This is a genomic window from Dasania sp. GY-MA-18, from assembly GCF_024734385.1.
GTDB lineage: Bacteria > Pseudomonadota > Gammaproteobacteria > Pseudomonadales > Dasaniaceae > Dasania > Dasania phycosphaerae.
Genome location: NZ_JANHAP010000004.1, coordinates 23,044 through 43,803 on the forward strand (window position 1 = coordinate 23,044; position 20,760 = coordinate 43,803).

Here is a 20,760-nt window from a genome sequence, read left to right on the forward strand (position 1 = left end):
AATCACCCTGCACAAAACTAGCGGCTATAGACTGGTAACTGTAGACTAAACCCCATGAAAACTTACCTAGTCGGCGGCGCCGTACGCGATACATTATTGGGCTACCCCTTTCACGAACGTGACTGGGTAGTGGTAGGGGCTACCCCGCAGCAACTGCTGGCACAGGGCTATCAGCAAGTGGGTAAAGACTTCCCGGTTTTTTTACACCCCGAAACCAAAGAGGAATACGCACTGGCGCGTACCGAGCGCAAAAATGGCCAGGGCTATAGCGGTTTTGCCTGCTACAGCGCCCCTGACGTTAGCTTAGAAGACGACCTATTGCGCCGTGATTTAAGCATTAACGCCATAGCGCAAGATGAAAAAGGCAATATCATAGACCCCTACCAGGGCCAACAGGATATAGCCGCCAAAAAGCTGCGCCATGTTTCCCCCGCCTTTGCCGAAGACCCTTTGCGGGTACTGCGCACCGCTCGTTTTTTAGCGCGCTACCATCACCTAGGTTTTAGCGTGGCCGAAGAAACCCTACAGCTAATGCAACAACTAAGTAGCAGCGGCGAGCTGCAACACCTTAGCCGCGAACGCATCTGGGTAGAAACCGAAAAAGCGCTAAGCGAGCAATCACCCCAACAATATTTTCTATGCCTGCAACACTGCGGCGCACTGGCGCAGCTATACCCGCCCATGCCGGCACTAACAGAGCAAAGCGCCACACGATTACAACAGGCCAGCAAAAACTGCAGCCCAGCCCAGCGCTTTGCCTTATTGTTTTATCAAGCGCAAAATCAGGATTTACTCAAACAACTTAAAGCCCTAAAAGTACCCAACGAAGTTGCCGAACTCTGCCAGCTGTTTAGCCTATACGCCGACACGGTTATAGCCGAGCAGCTCAGCGCCCAACAAGCCCTGCAGCTATTACAAAACTGCGATGCTTATAGGCGCGGCTCACGCTTTGCACTTTTTTTACAATGCTGCCAGCAACTCAGCCAACACAACCACGCAGACAAACTCAACCTAGCCTTAACACTATGTCTGTCGGTAGATGCCAAAGCGCTAGCAGCTCAGGGCCTTAGCGGTAAAGCAATAGCACTAGCTATAGAGCAACAAAGGCTAAACTTACTCAGCGAGATATTGCCATGAGCACTCAGCCCGTCGCCATCATCACCGGTGGTGCCCAACGTATAGGCGCAGAGATTTGCAACAGCTTGCACCGCCACGGCTACAATGTGGTAATACATTATCGCCACAGCCAAAGCAAAGCCGAAGCATTGTGTGCGCAACTCAACCAGCAACGCAGCAATAGCGCCATAGCATTAGCAGCCGACTTGGCCGATGTAAGCGCACTGCAACAACTTATCAGGCAAGCACAACAACAGTGGGGGCGTTTAGACGCACTGGTTAATAACGCCTCTAGCTTTTACCCCACACCCGTAGCGCAATGCGACGAAAACCAATGGCATGATTTATTTAACAGCAATGTTAAAGGCGCGTTTTTTCTCAGCCAGGCCGCGGCACCCTATTTGCAAAAACATAAAGGCTGCATAGTCAACATCGTCGATATACATGCGCAAAAACCTTTAAAAGAACACAGCCTATACTGCATGGCAAAAGCGGCACTGGCGATGATGACCCAAAGCCTGGCCAAAGAACTGCCCCCCGTGCGCGTTAACGGCGTCGCACCCGGCGCTATACTGTGGCCAGAGCAACAGGGCAAAAGCGTACTCAGCGACGAAGACAAACAACAGATCACCCAAAAAATCCCGCTGGGCCACAGCGGCAGCCCCCAAGACATCGCCAAAACCGTGTTGTTTTTAATTAAAGATGCGCCCTATATTACCGGGCAAATTATTAGCGTAGACGGTGGACGTAGTTTGGGGATGTGAATAATCAGCGCCTTTGGCGCTGAGCTGCAAGCTGCAAGCTGCAAGAAAACATCTTATAGCTTGCAGCTTATGGCTTACAGCTTTGTTTTATTCCACTCAAAATCTACCGACCATAATTGCTGGCTGGCCTGATCATAGTCCTGCCACAATTGCTGATAGCTGGTTTGGGTTAAGGGGTGTATAGCGTTAGGGGCAACATTAAATAGCGGTAACAGCACAAAGGCGTTGTCTAAAATTTCGGGGCGCGGTAGCAGTACGCCATCCACTTCGCCCACTAAATCATCAACGGTTAAAATATCTATGTCTAAAGTACGCGAGCTAAATTTAGGGCCGCCGCGCTTGCGGCCGTAGTCATCTTCAATTTGTTTTAGCAGGGCTTGCAACTCACCTACCGAGTAGGCGGTTTCAAAACCCACCACCAAGTTGAGAAAGTTATCACCTTCAAAACCCACCGCCACGCTTTCGTATACTGGTGAAATGATTAACTCACCAAAGCACTGCTGCAGCGCATCTAACGAGGCAGATATGTGGCGATACCTGTCGGTATTGCTGCCTATGCTCACAAAAACTTGTGACATATTAACGCTCGCCTCGCTCTATAATCACACCCACATCCCGTGAGCCGCGCACTGCGCCGGGCTTGCTCACCTGTAATTTAAGCCAAGGCACCTTAAACTCTTCGCGTATGATTTGCGCGCACTGTTCGGCCATGGTTTCTACCAGTAAAAATTCACTGGCCTCTATAAACGCGATTAAGCGCTTAGCTACCGCTTTGTAGTTTAAGGTGTAGGCTATATCGTCAGTGGCGGCCGCTTTACGTATATCGTGACCCATTTCTACATTCAGGCTAACGGTTTGTTTTATTTCACGCTCCCAATCATAAATACCTATGGTGGTTTCTATACATAAATCGCGTATGTAAATGATATCCATATTGAATCCTGTCGCTAGAAAAAAGTTGTTCGCTAAAATATTAAATCGCGCTGAGTTGTTCCATAGGCCAGCGAGGGCGGGTCTTAACCGCCAAATCATCCTGCTGGCCAGCCAATAAACGCTGGCAACCGGCGTAGGCAATCATGGCACCGTTATCGGTACAAAACTCTGGCCGCGCATAAAACACCGAGGCTTTAATTTTGGCTAAGGCGTTTTCTAAATCGGCGCGCAGCTTTTTATTGGCGCTAACACCACCGGCGATAACTAAACGCTTTAAGCCCTCTTGCTGCAGGGCGCGCTTGCACTTAATTACCAAGGTACTTACCACTGCCTGCTGAAAGGCACAGGCGATATCGGCCTGAGTTTGTGGGTCCAGCTCGCCCTGCTCGTTTTTATGCGCATTCACGGTATTGAGGGTAAAAGTTTTTAAACCGCTAAAGCTAAAATCTAAACCGGGGTGTTTCACCATGGGGCGGGGGAAATCAAAACGCTGATTGTCACCCTGCTCTGCCAGCTTAGCCACCATAGGGCCGCCGGGGTAAGCCAGGCCCAACATTTTTGCGGCCTTATCAAAAGCCTCACCGGCGGCATCATCCAAAGACTCACCCAGTAATTGATACTGGCCTATGCCATCTACCCGTACCAATTGGGTGTGGCCACCGGATACCAGCAAGGCAATAAAGGGGAACTCGGGCGGCTGAGGTTCTAACATGGGGGCCAGTAAGTGCCCCTCCATATGGTGCACCCCTATGGCGGGCACAGCTAAGGCATAGGCTAAGCCTCGGCCTATCATAGCGCCTACCATTAACGCCCCTACCAAACCGGGGCCTGAGGTATAGGCCACGGCGTCTATATCAGCGCGCCTGAGGCCAGCCTCAGCCAGCACCTGCTCGATTAACGGTAGGGTTTTACGTATATGATCGCGGGAGGCCAGCTCAGGTACTACCCCGCCGTACTCGGCATGCAGCTCGATTTGGCTGTATAAAGCCTCAGCTAACAGACCCTGCTCGCTATCGTACAGGGCGATGCCGGTTTCATCACAGGAGGTTTCTATACCCAGTACACGCATTTCAGGCCTCAATAGCACGGTTAATATCGTGAAATAGCGCCCTTTAGCGCCACAAAACTCAGTGCCGCGAATGATACTGGCTATACTGTCTACAGGCCAGCACCGAAAGGGAAAAGGCCCTTTTCTGGCCCTACCACCCCAGCTGGCTATGCAAGGCCTTTTTAGGCTTTGCATTTTATTCACCTTCCGAATATAATGCCGCCCCCTTGCATAGGGTGGTTAAGCACTAACCGCATGCAATACGAATTTTATATCCACACAGACATAGGTAGGCCCAATGCCTTCAGTTAAGTTAAAAGAAAACGAGCCATTCGATATCGCTCTACGTCGCTTCAAGCGTTCTTGTGAAAAAGCCGGTGTTTTAGCCGAAGTACGTCGCCGTGAATTTTACGAGAAGCCCACTTCTGTACGTAAGCGTAAAGCCGCTGCCGCCGTTAAGCGTCACGCTAAAAAAGTTTCTCGCGAAACTAAAAAGCACCAGCGTTTATACTAAGCAAGCCTTCGGTTACCTTTGGCAAACGAGCAAGGTAACCAACGTTAACTTAGTAAGTAGTAAACACCCCAAACCACAGGGTTTGGGGCTATGTTTCCAACTAGCACTGTACCGCCCCAACTTTTAAAGAGGCTTGTTATACGATGACTGAGCAAACGCTTAAAGCTCGTATTAAAGACGAAATGAAAGCGGCCATGAAGGCCAAGGCTAAACAGCGCCTAGTTACTATTCGGGCTATTCAGGCCGAAATTAAACGCATAGAAGTTGATGAGCGCATAGAAGTCGATGATGCTCGGTTATTGGCCGTGCTAGACAAAATGTGCAAGCAACGCCGCGACTCTATACAGCAGTACACCGACGGTGGCCGCGCCGACCTCGCCGAGGTTGAACAAGCGGAAATGCTGATCATACAAGAGTTCCTGCCCGCCCAGCTTAGCGAAGCCGAAATCCAGGCACTTATTACTGACGCCATCGCCAGCACTGGCGCCGCCGGTATGCAAGACATGGGCAAGGTTATGGGTGTATTAAAGCCCAAACTACAAGGCCGCGCCGATATGGCTGCTGTAAGCAAGCTGATAAAAGCTAGCCTGTAAGGCAGGCTCTAGTCGACAGTGCCTAGTCACTAGAAAATACTACCCCTAAAAATCCCTCCCTAGAAACCTGTAATAGAATCTAGCATTCTAGCGGCTGACATCTAGGAACTAGCGACTATCATCTGTAGACTTCCCCCCTATGGCCGGACGCATACCTGAAGCTTTTATAGACGACTTACTGGATCGCCTCGATATCGTCGAGGTGATAGACAGGCGCGTCAAATTAAAAAAGAGCGGCCGCAACTACATGGCCTGCTGCCCCTTTCACGACGAGAAAACCCCCTCGTTTAGCGTCAATCAAGAAAAGCAGTTTTACCATTGCTTTGGCTGTGGCGCTGGCGGCAACATGATAGGCTTTTTGATGGACTATGAGCGCCTGGATTTTCCGCGCTGCATAGAAACCCTGGCCGATATGGCCGGGCTGGAAGTCCCCCGCGAAGCCTCGGTTTTTAAAGAAGAGCCACAACTCAAACGCAACATTTACACCCTGCTGGAAAAAGCCGCCAGCCATTATCAACGCCTGCTCAAAGAGCACCCCAACCGCCCCCGCGTGGTGGACTACCTAAAAAGCCGCGGCCTCAGCGGCGAAATCGCCCGCGACTTCGGCATAGGCTACGCCGCTCCCGGCTGGGACAACCTGCTCAAAGAGCTAGGCCACAGCGATGAAGATAAGCAGCTGCTCATAGACGGCGGCATGTTGATAGAAAAACCCGAAGAGAACAAATGCTACGACCGCTTTCGCGACCGCATTATGTTCCCCATACACGACAACCGCGGCCGCGTTATCGCCTTTGGCGGCAGAGTTTTAGGCGACGACAAACCCAAATACCTAAACTCACCAGAAACTCCGGTATTCCACAAAGGTCGCGAGCTCTACGGACTGTATCAAGCCCGCAAAAATAACCGCCAACTGCGCCAACTGGTGGTGGTTGAAGGCTATATGGATGTAGTAGCACTGGCTCAGCATGGCATAGGCTATGCCGTAGCCACCTTGGGCACGGCCACCAGCACCGACCACCTCAAACGGATTTTTAGGCAGTGCCCTGAAGTGGTGTTTTGTTTTGACGGTGACGAAGCTGGCCGCAAAGCCGCCACCCGTGCCCTAGAGTCAGCCCTGCCAGTCATGGAAGACGGCCGCCAAGCCAAGTTTTTATTTTTACCGCAGGGTGAAGACCCCGACAGCCTAGTGCGCAAAGTCGGCAGCAACGAGTTTAAGCGCCTGATAGACAAAGCCGCACCACTGGAAAACTACCTGTTTGAACACCTGGCGCAAGATATAGACATCAGCTCACTAGAGGGCCGCGCCCGCATGAGCAAACTGGCCGCGCCGCTTATAGACCAGCTACCCCAAGGCGTATTTAAAAGCCTAATGATGAGCTCACTGGCCGAGCGCACCGGCCTGGCCGAAGACAAGCTGATAGAAATCATTGCCCAGCAACCCAAACCCAAAACCAGAGGCCAGGCCACAGCGCAGGACCAGCAGCACGAGGCTTACAACAGCAAGCAAAGCCACGGCGATAACCAGCAAGCCCCCTTTCAAACCAACAACCAGCCTAAGCAGCGCAGCCCGCTGCCCCCCAAGGCCAACATCCATCGCGACCCCGTGCTATACGCCATAGGCTTACTCATACTCTACCCCAAGGCCGGGGCGCAGCTGCCTGAATTTAACATAGACAACGATCAACTAGAGCTGCAATTGCTGCGTGATATTATTACCCTCACCCAAAAGCGGCCCGACTCCACCACCTATATGATTTTGGCCAACTGGCAGCAGCAACCTTGGAAGGGACTCATTGAAGAAGCCCTAAACCAAGCGCATATCTTTGGCGTACAGGGCAGTGCTGAAAACCCCGAGCAGGAGCTCAGCGATACCATTAAACATATTTTGCGAAATAATACCCATATTCACCTGGACCAACAGGTCGACAAACTATTGGCCACCAACTACGCTGATCTAAGCACAGAGGATAAAGAGCAGCTAAAACAATTACTCGCCCAAAAGCACAGTTAATAATCAATAAATCAGCCCTTAATCCACGATAAAAATCGGTGTAAACCGCTTCTAGCCTGCATTCCCGCTGGCATAGAGCCGTGTTTGCCATTATAATGTTGGGCTACCTTTCGTCCACGTATTACAAGTGAAAGATCAACTATGAGCGGAACCGCTAACAAACAGTCTCGCCTGAAGGACCTTATTGCCAAGGGTAAAGAGCAGGGCTACCTGACTTATGCCGAGGTTAACGACCACCTTCCGGAAGACATCTCTGATCCAGATCAGGTCGAAGATATTATCCAGATGATCAACGACATGGGCATACAAGTGTTTGAAAACGCTCCCGATGCCGATGACCTAATCCTGGCCGAAAGCGACTCACCCGATGACATCGCCTCTGCTGAAGCTGCCGCCGCACTTGCCGCCGTAGAAACCGAAGCTGGCCGCACTACCGACCCCGTACGTATGTATATGCGTGAAATGGGTACCGTAGAGCTGCTAACTCGCGAAGGCGAAATCGCCATAGCCAAGCGCATAGAAGAAGGCATACGCGATGTAATGGCCGCACTAACCTACTACCCAGGTTCCGTGCAAGACATACTGGACGACTACGACAAAGTAGCCACCGAAGAGCGCCGCCTGGCCGACATACTCACCGGCTACCTAGAGCCCGCCGACGTAGTGGCCCCGGCCAATGCTCAAGCTGCAGCCGCCAGCGATGATGACGACGAAGACACCTCTGGCCCCGACCCAGTAGAAGCCGAAAAACGCTTTAAAGAAATACGCAAAGCCAACAACAAGCTAGAAAAAGCCATAGAAAAGCATGGCCGCTACAGCAAAGAGTCAGCCAAAGAGCTGCAAAAAGTTGCCGAGCTATTCAAGTTTTTAAAACTGACGCCGCGCACCTTTGACCCGCTAACCATACGGGTACGCTCTAAATTTAACGTGATACGCAGCGGCGAAAAAGAAATCGCCAGGCTTTGCGTTAAACAGTGCAAAATGGACAGACGCGCGTTTATCAAATCATTCCAAGGCAACGAAACCAACCTGGAATGGCTGGATGAACAAATAGCAGCCTTCCCCGATATCGCCGACAAGCTCGCCGAAATTAGACCCGAAGTACTGCGCCAGCAGCGCAAGATTGCCCAAATCGAAGAGCAAACCGAGCTCACCATACCCGACATACGCGAAATTAACCGCCGCATGTCCATGGGCGAAGCCCGTGCCCGTCGCGCCAAAAAAGAAATGGTAGAGGCCAACCTGCGCCTGGTAATTTCTATCGCTAAAAAATATACCAACCGCGGCCTGCAGTTCTTGGATCTTATCCAAGAGGGCAACATAGGCTTAATGAAAGCGGTAGATAAATTTGAATACCGTCGCGGTTACAAATTCTCTACCTACGCCACCTGGTGGATACGCCAAGCCATTACTCGCTCTATTGCCGACCAGGCCCGCACCATACGTATACCGGTGCACATGATAGAAACGATTAATAAGCTCAACCGCATCTCGCGCCAAATGCTACAGGAAATGGGCCGCGAGCCTACGCCTGAAGAATTAGGCGAGCGCATGGACTTACCCGAAGATAAAGTGCGCAAGGTGTTAAAAATCGCCAAAGAGCCTATCTCTATGGAAACCCCCATAGGTGATGACGAAGATTCGCACCTAGGTGACTTCATTGAAGACACCACCATAGATCAGCCCATAGACTCGGCTACCGGTGAAGGCTTAAAAGAAGCCACTAAAGATGTACTATCCGGCCTAACTGCTCGCGAAGCCAAAGTGCTACGCATGCGTTTTGGCATAGGCATGAACACCGACCACACCCTGGAAGAAGTCGGTAAGCAGTTTGACGTTACCCGCGAGCGTATACGCCAAATCGAAGCCAAGGCCCTGCGCAAACTGCGCCACCCTTCGCGCTCCGATCACCTGCGCAGCTTCTTGGATGAGTAATCCTTTATAGCAATAACAAAAAGGCCGGTTTTTACCGGCCTTTTTTATACCCCCTAAACTTGTCGCACCCAAAGCACCCGCAATGCTCACGGGGCAGGCTTTGCCAGCCTTGAGCCGGCACCCATAACTTAAACTGTTTTGTACTTATCCAACCCCCAGCAATTGCCGCTGCTAACAATTGTAAACTCTCACTTCCCAAGCTGTCGTACCCAAAGCACTCGCAATGCTCGCGGGGCAGGCTCTACCGGCCTTGCGCCGGTACCCATAGGTTTACAAAGTTCGTGGCATGTATTTAATACAGTTTTTAAAAAATGACTATTTTGATAGCGCATGCTAATCACACGCTGAAGACTACTAGGATATTTCAGTTTCCGTGGATGCCGGGTCGAAGCCCGGCATGACCGGAATAGTAATTTAACCAGACATTAGTGGGCGCGCAGCCCAATAAGACAACTGCCAGCTCTTACTTAAGGCCTACCGGAAAAACCCTTACTTGAGCAAACAGCTAGGACAACAAAAACTACCGGCAAATTCAAACAACTAGCCCGCAAAGCGGTTTCGACCGCGACTAACTGCGTGTATAGTCAAACCCACGTATAAACAGATACACCCTATTCCGCATTTCAAGGAGACCAGACATGGCCGTATATAATGACAACAGCCTTTCCATAGGCAACACCCCACTGGTAAAAATCCAACGCATCTCTGATGGCAATATTTTAGCCAAGATAGAATCCCGCAACCCCGCCAGCTCAGTCAAATGCCGCATAGGTGCCAACATGATATGGGCCGCCGAAAAAGACGGCAGCCTCAAGCCCGGCATGGAGATCGTCGAACCCACCAGCGGCAACACCGGCATAGCGCTATGCTTTGTGGCCGCCTCGCGCGGCTACCCCATTACCCTTACCATGCCCAACACCATGAGCTTAGAGCGCCGCCAAATGATGAAAGCCCTAGGTGCCAATGTAGTACTGACTGACGGTGCCAAAGGCATGCCCGCTGCCATCGCCAAAGCCGAAGAAATGGTAGCCAGTGACCCCAGCAAATACTTTATGCCCGGCCAGTTCGACAACCCCGCCAACCCCGAAATACACGAAAAAACCACCGGCCCCGAGATTTGGCAAGACACCAACGGCGAAATAGATGTATTGATCAGCGGCGTAGGCACCGGCGGCACACTTACCGGCATCTCACGCTACATCAAAAAAACCCAAGGCAAGGCCATCACCACCGTAGCGATTGAGCCCGCCTCTTCTACCGTCATCGCCGCCGCCAAAGCCGGCACCGAGCCCACACACGGCCCCCACAAAATCCAAGGCATAGGCGCAGGCTTCGCCCCCGCCAACCTAGATTTAGAGATGGTTGACCAAGTAGAGCAAGTGAGCAACGAAGAAGCCATGGAATGGGCCCACAAGCTGATGCAGCAAGAGGGTATCTTGGCTGGTATCTCCAGCGGTGCCGCCATGGCCGTGGCCCACCGGGTATCACAGCAACCCGAACATAAGGGTAAAACCATAGTCGTCATACTGCCTGACTCCGCCGAACGCTACCTAAGCTCCGCCTTATTCGAGGGTATGTTTAGCGAAAACGAAACCAGCCAGTAAATAAAGCGAAAAAAACTAAAACGCCGAGCCTGTAGCCTCTTTCATGCTCGGCGTTTTTAGGTATAATGCACAGCTCTTTTTACAGGGTAATTTGTTATACCGTGTAGAGAGTAGTTTTAGTTAAGGGCCCGTAGCTCAGTTGGTTAGAGCATCCGACTCATAATCGGCAGGTCCCCCGTTCAAGTCGGGGCGGGCCCACCACTTTTCCTTATCTAATATCGAACTATAAAGCTTAGAGCATCCGACTCTACTCTTTATAAACCCAGGCAGGTCCCGTTCGGACCGGGGTGTATCTGGGCCTTTGTGCCCCGCAGGGAAACACCACCTAACTCCTTGAACCTCCTATAGATTTAAATAAATTTTTACTTCACGCGCTGCACTCTCAAACTTTTAGAGTCATGTTAGAGGTAATAAATTTTCGCATTCCTCCAGAGCTTTTCATTATCGGCCAAGAGCACCTCCACCAACTGATACCACAAATTCAATAGTATTAACCCCCACTGAACCCTTGCACACATACCAATATACTCATACAGTTAACCGCTATGAGACATTATCTAAACTTCAATAAATCCGCCGTCACAGACCTGTTTAACAACCACTTAGTTACCGCCCCCCTTCCTATCCGCGCCTATATTGGTAGCAGCTTTAAAGACGCTCAATTATTAAGCGATGGCAGTGTTGTAATAAACAACAATACCCACAGCGATTTACAAGCCGCCATGGACGCAACACTTGATGAGACAGAAAGCACCAGTGATGCCTGGCAGTTTTGGACTTGGTTTAGTGATGAACGCCAGGCTTGGACACCGCTGGAGCACTTGCGGGCTAAGAATGCTTATAAAGATGAGCAATCAGAGATTCGCACCAGTGACTCTCACCCCTTACGCATTGATTATGTCGAAGTGCCGAATACTAGTGGGCGTATAGGCCTGACTTTTTGCCCCGGCAAGTGCAGTGAAGGTTTGTACGGCGGTACTTGGGAGCGGGATTTAAATAAAGATCTTGCCGCCATCAAGGCCTGGGGAGCCACTACTCTTATTACGCTTATGGAAGCCCAAGAGTTTGAGATTATTGGTGTACCTCAGTTTATGGAAGTACTTACTAACAGTGATATTGGGTGGCACCACTTGCCTATTCAAGATATGCAGCCGCCTAGTGAATCATTTGAAGTTTTATGGAAAACCGTTGGGCCGCAATTACACAAACTGCTAAGTGACGGGCAAGATATTGTTATTCACTGTCGTGGCGGTCTTGGTCGCACTGGTTTACTCGCTGCGCGTATGCTGGTTGAAGCGGGAATGACTCCTGTTGATGCGGTAGCCGAAGTGCGTAATGCAAGAAAGCACTCCATAGAAACTTATGCACAAGAGCACTATGTATTAACGCAACACTGGAAAAAGTAGGTACTTTCGAGATAAGCTGTGCCCAACAATAAGAACCATGGAAAGATTAAGGACAATGGATGCAGTCTGTTCTCATTACCCAATGCTTGCAAAACGATTTTGTTAAGCCGCTAAATGCTGGCGACCCGCTACCCAATCAATTACACATAGGCCACGAAGAGTCGCAACGGCTAGTGGGCGAAAGCATTGCCACTGGCCCTGTTGGCCGCTTTATGGCATGGGTTAATTCACAGACTAGTAACCAACTCGCAACTATTCATATTCGCGATTGGCACGCCCCAGACTGCCCCGAACAAGCCAGCCACCTCAAACAATTTAATAGCCATTGTTTACAAAACACAGCCGGCGCTGACTTTATATTTTCTGAAACAGAAAGCACGAATAAAGAAGTCACCGTAATCGACAGCACCACCCTTAACGATTTTGAAGGCACTGCTTTAAAACAAACACTCGATAACCTCGCCAGTAGAGCACCCGCAGATGAGAAGTTACGCATAGGCATTATCGGTGTTTGGACGGAAGCTAAAGTTTTATTTTTAGCCTACGAATTAGCAACCCGTTACCCCCATTGTGAAATTGCCGTGTGCAGTGCACTCACTGCCAGCTCATCGCGCAGCCAGCACTTTTTAGCGCTACAACAATTAGATCGCATTGTGGGTATTACCGTGATCGACTCTATTGGTGAGTTCACGCAATACTTGGGCGGCGAAGAGACACCTACACAGCACCAGAGTTTAAATAAGTCCATAGAGATTGTTGCCGACGGCGATATGCTATTGGACGATGAGACAGAGTTTTTAATTCGCCACCTGTTCCGCGATTGCCAAAGAATTTCGCTGAAGATTTTGGATGGTGGCTTCTCGGGAAACTTGGTCGCCGGTGTTAACAGCATTGATATACACGGCCACGAACAAACACCCCATGTGATTAAGATTGGTCCACGCGCCGAGATGGCCAAAGAGCGCACCTCCTTTGAGCAAATCGAAAATGTGATGGGCAACAACGCCCCCGCGATTGCCGACTACGCCGATTCACAACACAAAGGTGCTATTAAATACCGCTACGCGTCTATGGGCTCTGGCAGTGCCCGCTCATTACAAAGCTGCTTCCAGAAAGGTGCAAGTCAAGAAAAGCTACGCAGTTATTTAGATGCCGTATTTAACGAGCAGCTAGGCCGTTTATATCGCGCTGCCACCAACGATACGCAAGACCTGCTGGTATACTACTGCTTTGATTCACACTGGGCAGGTTCAGTAAAAAATAAAATCGAAGAGTTAATTGGTCACTGCCCCGAGCAAGGTGAGCTAACCCTGCCCGGTAATAAAAAAGCCTACAATCTCTATCAATTCTATAAAGAAGATTTAGACCAACTTCCCTCCATGGTAGGCGACTATCCCTTCGCCTTTGTACACGGCGATCTTAACGGCGCTAATGTAATTATTGATGAGCGGGGTAATGTTTGGCTAATCGACTTCTTCCACACTCATAGAGGCCATGTATTAAAAGACTTTGCCAAATTAGAGAATGATCTGCTTTATATCTATACACCGATAGAATCAGAAGAAGATTTAATCAAGGCTTATGCCTTTAGTGATTTTCTTTTAAGCTTTGAACACCCGTTTGAAAACCTACCCGCATTGCCAGATGAGTTTAAAGGCACGCAATTTGAAAAGACTTATGCTTCTATCTGCCATATAAGAAAGCTGGCGGGCCAGTATATTGATAAGAGTGATAAAAGCACTCAAGCACAGTGGCTGATACCACAGCTTAGATATGCTGTGCATACAATTGGGTTTGATGAGCCTAATAAAAAACAGAGAATATGGGCTTTGTACACAGCGACAAGCTCTGCCAATAATTTCAATCACTAATTACTGTTTTCGACCCAAAGCAGACATTAACTAAGTTAACTATCCCCGGAATTAAGAATGGCTTTAATACTAGGAAGTAATTTCTAGCGAGATAATTGAATAAGGTAAAAATGAATGTGGACAGATAATGAAACTGATCGCGATTTTCTTAATTTTTCAACCGTAGCAGCTACGGTTTCAGAGATTATCGCAAGGGCCAATGGGCAGCCTGTTTCTATTGGGGTTTCAGGAAGCTGGGGCGTCGGAAAATCGTCCATGATCAAACTTGTTCAAGCCAATCTGAAAAACACCGATCATAATCCCGACGAAAAAAAATATATTTTTGTTGAGTTCAATGCTTGGTTATATCAAGGATACGACGATGCTAAAGCTGCGTTGATGGAAGTCATTGCTAGGAAGCTTGCAGAAGAGGCAGAACAGCAACAAACGGCGGTTGGCAAGACTAAAGATTTGTTAGGCCGCATTGATTGGTTACGCGCAGCAAAAACAACCGGCGGTGTCGCCGCCTCACTTATAACTGGCCTACCCATAGGTGGTCTTGTCGGTAGGGTTTGGGACTCGGGAGAAGCGCTACTAGACGGCGAAGTTACGGAAGAAGACCTACAGTCTGCTAAAGAGTCCGGTAGCGAAGCCCTACGAGAAGGGAATAGCTTAGTAAAGCCAAAGAAGAGAAAATCTCCCCCTCAGGAAATAGAAGCAATTAGAAGTGGATTTGAGAGTTCGCTTGAAGAGCTTGACGTTACTCTCGTTGTGCTCATTGACGATTTAGATCGCTGCTTGCCAGAAACCGCAATATCGACATTGGAAGCACTGAGACTATTTCTATTCCTAAAAAATACCGCATTTGTAATCGCTGCCGACACAAAAATGATTCGTCACTCTGTCAAAAAGCACTTCCATGATATGCCTGACGACCAACTAGTAACCAACTATTTCGATAAGCTGATACAAATACCTATTCAAGTACCCAAACTCGGTGTACAGGATATTAAAGCTTACCTCTGCATGCTGTACATCGACCTTAGTAGTATCGAGCAACACGAAAAAGACAAACTGAGAGAAAGAATATGCAGGCAGTTAGCTGAAACCTGGAAAGGTGCTCGTGTTGATAGACAGTTTCTGGAAGGCTTATCCCAAGAACTCAATATAGAAATACCCGTAAAACTATCCACACAAATCGACCTTGCTGATCGATTAGCACCTCTAATGTCTTCAGAAACAGCAATTGATGCAAATCCCAGGTTAATTAAGCGTTTTCTAAATGCCATATCAATTCGTCTAGCAATCGGCAACGCCCAAGATATCGCGATTGATGAAGCCGTTCTGACGAAAATACTATTGTTGGAGCGTTGCGGCTCAGATGATGCCTACAGAAAAATTGCGACATCTTGTGCAAGTAATGATGAGGGACTCCCGTCAGTTCTGAAGGACATTGAAGCCAGCTTAGAAGAAGGTAAAGAGATTGAATGGCCATCAGAATTCAATACTGCATTCTTTAAACAATGGGCTGCCTCAAAGCCACAATTAGCTGATATTGATATTCGTGGTGCGTTATATGTCAGTCGAGAACACTCTCCATTGCTCCTCAGCCATGAACAACTTTCATCGAGTGGCCTAGAGATTTTGCGTGCATTAAAAGAAACGCCTGACATGGCAACAGCGCTTAAAGATTCAATTAATGAGTTAGCAACTGAAGATTTGAATCTGATAATGGATAAATTACTGGAAATTGCCGCGCGCGAGCAATCATGGGGCGCGCCGGACATATTAACTGCCTGTGTCGTCGTTGGCCAGTCTCATAAATCTGTTGGTAAACGCTTTGGGGCTTTTTTGAGTGAACGCCCCTCAAGCCAGATCGAACCTAGCATTGTTCCAAAGATCGCTGAGGAGGATTGGGTCGATATTCCGTTTGATGTTTGGACAAACTCAGACGTATCAGGACCAGTAAAAAAAGCAATTCAGAAGAGTAAGAAATAATGGGAACATCAAGTTCAAGCAAAGGCCCCGGTTCAGGGATACCGATGGTACCGCCTTGGGCTGACAACCCTACGGAAGCGCCAGATGCTGGCCAGGGTGGTCAAGACGACAATCAATCAAATCCTGAAGATAACAACGCCGGGGACAACACAAAAGAATCTAATCCACCTCTGCTAAACGCACCTCCAGGAAGATTTGGAGGCGCGCGCAGTAGCTTGGGCGCTTTCGCTGGCGATGGCAGCTCAAGCAGTATGCGTAATGGAATTCGTCAATATGTGTCTAGAGGTTATGGCGGGGCTAAAAGTGCAGCGCGAAGAATGGGTAGCACTGCGTCTACTGCTGGTGGTTTAGCAGGAATATTATCTTCCGACACACGCACAACCACTCAATCTGACCACTTTAATGCACTGTCTTTTCAATCGAAAAACTCCGATGATGTTGTAAATGCAATCATTGAAGCGGTCAGACCTATTGATGGAACTCAGGATTCAGAAGCTTCACGGGAATCTATAAAGGACGCATTAAGCGAGCTATTAGATAAGAACCCCGACGCTGATTTACTGGAACTGAACGATAACGACAAGTATTTAGTCATAGAGACTTTTCTTGCCACCGATATTTATCAAAGAATTGCCTTAGATGTCGGGAAGCACATACAAGACAAGGCACCTAATGCAGCAGCAGGGGTAAACCGATTGAAACAGATAAAAGAGTATGTACGCGAGACAGTTAAGTCCTCATTTAAAAAAATAGGAAACAACCTATCCTCATTGTCACAGAATCAGGTTGCTCTGCTAGCCCGCAGTGTATTAGAAGACACTTACGAAGTTTTTGAGGACTATACGCGATGAAAATTGTATGCGGGCCAAAGGGATTTAACTTCGATGATCATAAATCGAACCTTGACGTTCAGCTCTACTCCATTCCAGACAACAAGAAACTAGCGTATGCAGGTCACGGAATTGCAGAAGTAGCCAGAAAAAGAAAAATTAACCCTTCCTCAAGGTCATGGGACTTTTTATCAATAGCACTTTCAGTGGTATGCGCTGATACCGCTGGACACAGAAAGCAAAGTCCCGACGGTTGGACTAGAGAGTTCGACCTTACAATTGCAGTAATTGATCCAGATTTCTGGAGATCACAAGTAGAGATCATTCAGAAAACTTTAAATTTTCTGACCACAGACCGATGGCTTATCAATTTTTCTGAAGGGGGTTTTTATCCAAAACCACCAAAACCAGAGAAAAAATTCGATGCTGATTGCTTGACACTTTTCTCTGGTGGCATGGATAGTCTTATTGGTGCAATTAACCTTGTTAAAGATGGACGAAAGCCAGTCACTATTAGCCAAGTTGTACAAGGTGATCAAGCCAAACAAAAGTTATTTCCACAAAAGATTGACAGTGACATCGAGTCTCTCGTAATGAGTCATAAAGCCAAAGTACCAAATGGCGAAACTCCTGCGTCTCAGCGTTCACGATCTATAGCTTTCTTAGCCTATGCTGCCCTCGCAGCATCATCCTTAAAAAATCAAAACGGCTCCAATACTGAATTAGTAGTCTCAGAAAACGGCTTTATTTCGCTGAATACACCTCTAACCCCCATGAGAGTGGGCAGCCTAAGTACAAGAACAACACATCCAACCTATCTTTCCGGTATTCAGGAAATTTTTGATTCAGCGGATATTGGACTAAAAATCGATACTCCCTACGCATTGAAAACAAAGGGAGAGATGCTATCAGAGTGCAAAAATAAATCCCTCATTAAGGAGTTGGCCCACCTGTCAACGAGCTGCGGTAGATTCTTGCTTTTTAAGAAAACCCATTGTGGTCGATGCGTTCCCTGCTTAGTTAGAAGAGCGGCATTTCATAAGTGGGGAGAAGTGGATAGAACTACTTACGTGTACAAAAACCTAGGTAAAAAAGACTCCGAAAATTCTGGCTTTGACGATGTTCGTGCAGTTGCTATGGCAATAATACAAGAAAAAGATGTAGGTATTCGTCGCTGGATGGGTGCGGGGCTTTCCTCTGCGCCAATTTCAAACATTCAACCCTACTACGATATCGCCCAGCGTGGTTTAAAGGAGCTTGATGACTTTCTGAAAGCCCAGGGGGTAACTTAGTGGATTTTCATTGCCATTTAGACCTGTATCCAGATCCCCTTGAGGTCGTGACTACGGCGAAGCAACAAGGTACTTTTGTCTTATCTGTTACAACCACTCCGTCTGCTTACGAACAAACCGCACATCTAGCCAAGGATTGTCCGAATATTGAAACGGGACTTGGCCTACACCCGGAGCTAGTCCATCAAAGATTCGGTGAATTATCATTGTTTGACAAATGGATACATTCAACGGACTTTGTTGGTGAAGTTGGCCTTGACGGTTCATCGAGATATAGAAGTTCTTGGGAGAACCAGATAAAAGTATTTACCCACGCACTGAAACTGTCAGATATTCATGGGGGAAGGATTTTATCTATACACAGTCGTCAGGCAGCTACAGAAGTCATGAATTGTCTAGAGCCCTTCAAGCACAACAACACCTTCATCCTACACTGGTTTTCCGGCACTGTTAAAGAGCTTAACAGGGCAATTGAGCTTGGATGCTGGTTTAGTGTTGGCCCTATAATGCTGAGAGGAAAGAAAGGCAAGAATCTGGTCTCAAGGATTCCACAAGATCGTATTCTTTTAGAATCCGACGGTCCTTTCACTTCATTAAAAAATCAACCTCTTTACCCATGGGACACAAATAATCTGTGTATACCTGAACTTTCGGAAATATGGGGTTTTGATTCCAATAAGGTTGATTCATTATTAGCTATAAACAAGGAAGCCATCCTTTCTAAACGCTACTCCCTAAAAATTTAAGAGATTTCAGGGACACGACACTTAATACAAAGTCCGTTATTGGCCGAAAGCGGACTCTTATACCACAATCACGCCTTTTTGATCTGCCGCCCGAATGTTTACAGTTACCCCACTATTAAATTCAATCGCATCATCCACCATGCCATCACTAAAAATCACCCCATTACCCGCCATCAGGGATGAAACTCTCATCCCTGATTGTTGAGTAATTTCACCACACACAATATCGGTGCCTGTTGCCTGACTGGGGAATGGCTCGCGCACTGCAAACTTTAGCTTATCGTCATTCCATGCCATTGCACTTTCAGTTTTTCGCTCACCACCCATTACACCCACAGCACCTGCAACGATGCTTTTCATCCAACCAGTACTACCCAAACCTGTAGACACAATAATGCCACTGGATGACTGCACCTCTGACTTGCCATCGATACTCAATTCATAGCGTGCAGAGATTTGAATGCGTGGGCCTATAAACAAATCATTAACACCAATTAACTCTTGGCCATCATTTAATGTGGCTTTGGCCATGGTGATTTGTTTACTTTGATAACGCTCGCTTAGTACGTCAGAAAATATCGCTTTGGTATCTTCAACGGAAAAAGGTAATAGCACACCATCGAAGCGAGCTGGATCTGGGTTGATAGCAATAACCGGCTGGCCGTTTAGGTACTTTAAGGTATTTGCTACTAAGCCATCCGGCCCTACCACCACCACTTTATCTTGTGGACCAAAGATAAAGTTAGGTAAAAAGCCGCGCTCTAAACGCTGCACACGGGCGGAGCGTTTAAGCTCCGCCTCTACTTCGCTCACCGATTCCATATAGGTGTTGTGCTCGATACGATAATCTTCAAACTCACCGCCTCGGCTTTTTATGACAAAGGCGGCTTGGTCTTCGGTGTTGTATTGGGCTACTAACTCCTCTAAGCGAGTGCGGCGTGTTACTAGTATGACTTTGTTATCAGTACTCATCGTTAACTCCTTAGCCTTCCCTTTATTGGTTACGCTCTAGCGTCACCATCAATTTTACCGGCGATGGATTGCAGCAAGTCTGGCGCGATATTAAGTTGGCCAATTTTTTCGGCACCTCCGGCCAACTCCCTAAAAGCCTGCGCCATAAGTTGTTGCGGGTTAAGGTTAGCCATAGTCATTGCTTCAAAGATTCTAGGTTCAACCTTAGAGAGCGCCTCCATAGTGGCGGCAATTTCATAGGCTTTTACATCGGCTTCTTCACGCTCGTTAGCTGTCGCCAATTCAACAAACTCTTTGCGTTGTTGCTCTAGCACGATATCGGCTTCAAGCTGCTCACGCTCCATTTCGCTACGCTTCTCTTGCTGCAGGCGCTCAGCCTTTAGCCGCTCTTCTTTAATATCTTTTTGCTTGGCCTCGACTGCCAACTCTGTATTAAGCTCGTTTTCTTTTACGGCTCTCTCTTGATCAATCGAGGCATTACGACGACGGTAGATCGCTTCATCTGCCTCTTCCAACAGCTTCTCTCGCACAGCAGCTTCTAATGCCCTGGCTGTATCGGGTGAAGGCTTAATGGCGAGTATGGATAAATCCATTATCTCTATTCCCATAGATTGCAGCACCGATGAATTGCTGAGTTCATTTTTAACGGCACGCACCAGGGTTTGTGATGCGGCAATCGCTTGGCGTAAATCTAGCTGCTCGATTGCGGTACGCATTTTTACCTGTACCAAGTTAACAATGCGGTTGCGTAATTTATCCGGGTCTTCTGAAGAGTAACCAGAGGCGTTTGGCTTTAAGGTAAAGTTCATTAAGCCTGATAACATTTCAGGGTCGGCGATGCGATAAACCACTTGCCCTTGCACTGTTACCTCTTGGTAATCTTTGGTGCTTTCCTTCAGCATAAATGGAAGGTCGGTTGTGCCTACAGGCACAGATACCAATGAAGTAGTAGGTGCGTAGTAAAAAAACGATAGGCCTTTGCCCTGCCGTTTAAGCTGGCCGTTTTTGTACTGCATGATAAATGTTGTGGGTTCTGCTTTGATGTATTGAATGTTAAACATGACAAACTCCTTGCCATTATCGGGCATTAACCCTTTTTGAATTAAGGGCCCGGTCTATCCAGGCCCAACATAAAGTAACTGTTATCA

18 protein-coding genes and 1 tRNA gene are annotated in these 20,760 nt (G+C 48.1%); 14 read left to right on the top strand and 5 right to left on the bottom strand.

The genetic code is table 11. The features are described from left to right. The first annotated feature begins 54 nt into the window (after nt 1-54). Both NO559_RS06025 and NO559_RS06030 read left to right on the top strand, forming a co-directional pair. Entirely contained in the window at nt 55-1,137 is a 1,083-nt protein-coding gene (locus tag NO559_RS06025) for a multifunctional CCA tRNA nucleotidyl transferase/2'3'-cyclic phosphodiesterase/2'nucleotidase/phosphatase (RefSeq protein WP_258330904.1), read from the top strand. Continuing rightward, a complete protein-coding gene (locus NO559_RS06030) occupies nt 1,134-1,880 on the top strand; it encodes a pteridine reductase (RefSeq protein ID WP_258330905.1) in 747 nt (248 codons plus the stop codon). The genes NO559_RS06025 and NO559_RS06030 overlap by 4 nt, the downstream gene beginning before the upstream one ends. A gap of 74 nt (nt 1,881-1,954) precedes the next feature. On the opposite strand, the gene folK is transcribed toward NO559_RS06030, so the two are convergent. Genes folK through tsaD form a run of 3 tightly spaced genes read right to left on the bottom strand, consistent with a single transcriptional unit; the run spans nt 1,955 to nt 3,882 of the window. Continuing rightward, on the bottom strand, nt 1,955-2,458 hold the full coding sequence (gene folK / locus NO559_RS06035) for a 2-amino-4-hydroxy-6-hydroxymethyldihydropteridine diphosphokinase (protein ID WP_258330906.1): 504 nt from the start codon (nt 2,456-2,458) through the stop codon (nt 1,955-1,957). A 1-nt stretch (nt 2,459) separates the two neighbouring features. After that, nucleotides 2,460-2,813 carry a dihydroneopterin aldolase gene (gene folB / locus NO559_RS06040; RefSeq protein WP_258330907.1) on the bottom strand — a complete coding sequence of 118 codons (354 nt, stop codon included), beginning with the start codon at nt 2,811-2,813 and terminating at the stop codon, nt 2,460-2,462. A 40-nt stretch (nt 2,814-2,853) separates the two neighbouring features. Then, a complete protein-coding gene (gene tsaD, locus NO559_RS06045) occupies nt 2,854-3,882 on the bottom strand; it encodes a tRNA (adenosine(37)-N6)-threonylcarbamoyltransferase complex transferase subunit TsaD (protein WP_258331127.1) in 1,029 nt (342 codons plus the stop codon). A 277-nt stretch (nt 3,883-4,159) separates the two neighbouring features. Between tsaD and rpsU the strand changes: the two genes are divergently transcribed. The 12 genes from rpsU (at nt 4,160) to qatD (ending at nt 18,640) form a co-directional block, all read left to right on the top strand. Next, a complete protein-coding gene (rpsU, locus tag NO559_RS06050) occupies nt 4,160-4,375 on the top strand; it encodes a 30S ribosomal protein S21 (protein WP_258330908.1) in 216 nt (71 codons plus the stop codon). 143 nt (nt 4,376-4,518) lie between these two features. Then, the gene (locus NO559_RS06055; protein WP_258330909.1) at nt 4,519-4,968 is read left to right on the top strand and encodes a GatB/YqeY domain-containing protein; all 450 of its coding nucleotides are present in this window, start codon (nt 4,519-4,521) and stop codon (nt 4,966-4,968) included. Between the two features lie 139 nt (nt 4,969-5,107). Beyond that, complete coding sequence (dnaG, locus tag NO559_RS06060; RefSeq protein WP_258330910.1) at nt 5,108-6,979, top strand: DNA primase; 1,872 nt, start codon at nt 5,108-5,110, stop codon at nt 6,977-6,979. Between the two features lie 141 nt (nt 6,980-7,120). Then, nucleotides 7,121-8,914 carry an RNA polymerase sigma factor RpoD gene (gene rpoD, locus NO559_RS06065; protein ID WP_258330911.1) on the top strand — a complete coding sequence of 598 codons (1,794 nt, stop codon included), beginning with the start codon at nt 7,121-7,123 and terminating at the stop codon, nt 8,912-8,914. Between the two features lie 638 nt (nt 8,915-9,552). After that, on the top strand, nt 9,553-10,518 hold the full coding sequence (gene cysK / locus NO559_RS06070; protein ID WP_258330912.1) for a cysteine synthase A: 966 nt from the start codon (nt 9,553-9,555) through the stop codon (nt 10,516-10,518). Nucleotides 10,519-10,642: 124 nt separating this feature from the next. Then, nucleotides 10,643-10,719 (top strand) — tRNA-Ile (locus NO559_RS06075). Nucleotides 10,720-11,063: 344 nt separating this feature from the next. Beyond that, nucleotides 11,064-11,924: a cyclin-dependent kinase inhibitor 3 family protein gene (locus tag NO559_RS06080; protein WP_258330913.1), complete on the top strand. Its 861-nt coding sequence runs from the start codon at nt 11,064-11,066 to the stop codon at nt 11,922-11,924. 59 nt (nt 11,925-11,983) lie between these two features. Further along, entirely contained in the window at nt 11,984-13,795 is a 1,812-nt protein-coding gene (locus tag NO559_RS06085; RefSeq protein WP_258330914.1) for a phosphotransferase, read from the top strand. A gap of 114 nt (nt 13,796-13,909) precedes the next feature. Further along, nucleotides 13,910-15,772: a P-loop NTPase fold protein gene (locus NO559_RS06090; RefSeq protein ID WP_258330915.1), complete on the top strand. Its 1,863-nt coding sequence runs from the start codon at nt 13,910-13,912 to the stop codon at nt 15,770-15,772. After that, entirely contained in the window at nt 15,772-16,623 is an 852-nt protein-coding gene (qatB, locus tag NO559_RS06095) for a Qat anti-phage system associated protein QatB (RefSeq protein WP_258330916.1), read from the top strand. The genes NO559_RS06090 and qatB overlap by 1 nt, the downstream gene beginning before the upstream one ends. Beyond that, nucleotides 16,620-17,894: a Qat anti-phage system QueC-like protein QatC gene (gene qatC / locus NO559_RS06100; protein ID WP_258330917.1), complete on the top strand. Its 1,275-nt coding sequence runs from the start codon at nt 16,620-16,622 to the stop codon at nt 17,892-17,894. The genes qatB and qatC overlap by 4 nt, the downstream gene beginning before the upstream one ends. Continuing rightward, complete coding sequence (gene qatD, locus NO559_RS06105) at nt 17,894-18,640, top strand: Qat anti-phage system TatD family nuclease QatD (RefSeq protein WP_258330918.1); 747 nt, start codon at nt 17,894-17,896, stop codon at nt 18,638-18,640. The genes qatC and qatD overlap by 1 nt, the downstream gene beginning before the upstream one ends. Before the next feature lie 57 nt (nt 18,641-18,697). On the opposite strand, the gene NO559_RS06110 is transcribed toward qatD, so the two are convergent. Next, entirely contained in the window at nt 18,698-19,612 is a 915-nt protein-coding gene (locus tag NO559_RS06110) for a sugar kinase (protein WP_258330919.1), read from the bottom strand. A 29-nt stretch (nt 19,613-19,641) separates the two neighbouring features. Beyond that, nucleotides 19,642-20,673, bottom strand: a complete 1,032-nt coding sequence (locus tag NO559_RS06115; RefSeq protein WP_258330920.1) for an SPFH domain-containing protein — start codon at nt 20,671-20,673, stop codon at nt 19,642-19,644. Between the last annotated feature and the right edge of the window lie 87 nt (nt 20,674-20,760).

Bases quoted from the DNA above. Each gene is read 5' to 3' on its own strand.
- folB (WP_258330907.1), bottom strand. From the start codon at position 2,813: ATGGATATCATTTACATACGCGATTTATGTATAGAAACCACCATAGGT.
- dnaG (WP_258330910.1), top strand. From the start codon at position 5,108: ATGGCCGGACGCATACCTGAAGCTTTTATAGACGACTTACTGGATCGC.
- folK (WP_258330906.1), bottom strand. From the start codon at position 2,458: ATGTCACAAGTTTTTGTGAGCATAGGCAGCAATACCGACAGGTATCGC.
- NO559_RS06025 (WP_258330904.1), top strand. From the start codon at position 55: ATGAAAACTTACCTAGTCGGCGGCGCCGTACGCGATACATTATTGGGC.
- qatC (WP_258330917.1), top strand. From the start codon at position 16,620: ATGAAAATTGTATGCGGGCCAAAGGGATTTAACTTCGATGATCATAAA.
- NO559_RS06080 (WP_258330913.1), top strand. From the start codon at position 11,064: ATGAGACATTATCTAAACTTCAATAAATCCGCCGTCACAGACCTGTTT.
- NO559_RS06110 (WP_258330919.1), bottom strand. From the start codon at position 19,612: ATGAGTACTGATAACAAAGTCATACTAGTAACACGCCGCACTCGCTTA.
- NO559_RS06055 (WP_258330909.1), top strand. From the start codon at position 4,519: ATGACTGAGCAAACGCTTAAAGCTCGTATTAAAGACGAAATGAAAGCG.
- NO559_RS06085 (WP_258330914.1), top strand. From the start codon at position 11,984: ATGCAGTCTGTTCTCATTACCCAATGCTTGCAAAACGATTTTGTTAAG.
- NO559_RS06115 (WP_258330920.1), bottom strand. From the start codon at position 20,673: ATGTTTAACATTCAATACATCAAAGCAGAACCCACAACATTTATCATG.
- cysK (WP_258330912.1), top strand. From the start codon at position 9,553: ATGGCCGTATATAATGACAACAGCCTTTCCATAGGCAACACCCCACTG.
- rpoD (WP_258330911.1), top strand. From the start codon at position 7,121: ATGAGCGGAACCGCTAACAAACAGTCTCGCCTGAAGGACCTTATTGCC.
- NO559_RS06030 (WP_258330905.1), top strand. From the start codon at position 1,134: ATGAGCACTCAGCCCGTCGCCATCATCACCGGTGGTGCCCAACGTATA.
- qatB (WP_258330916.1), top strand. From the start codon at position 15,772: ATGGGAACATCAAGTTCAAGCAAAGGCCCCGGTTCAGGGATACCGATG.
- NO559_RS06090 (WP_258330915.1), top strand. From the start codon at position 13,910: ATGTGGACAGATAATGAAACTGATCGCGATTTTCTTAATTTTTCAACC.
- tsaD (WP_258331127.1), bottom strand. From the start codon at position 3,882: ATGCGTGTACTGGGTATAGAAACCTCCTGTGATGAAACCGGCATCGCC.
- rpsU (WP_258330908.1), top strand. From the start codon at position 4,160: ATGCCTTCAGTTAAGTTAAAAGAAAACGAGCCATTCGATATCGCTCTA.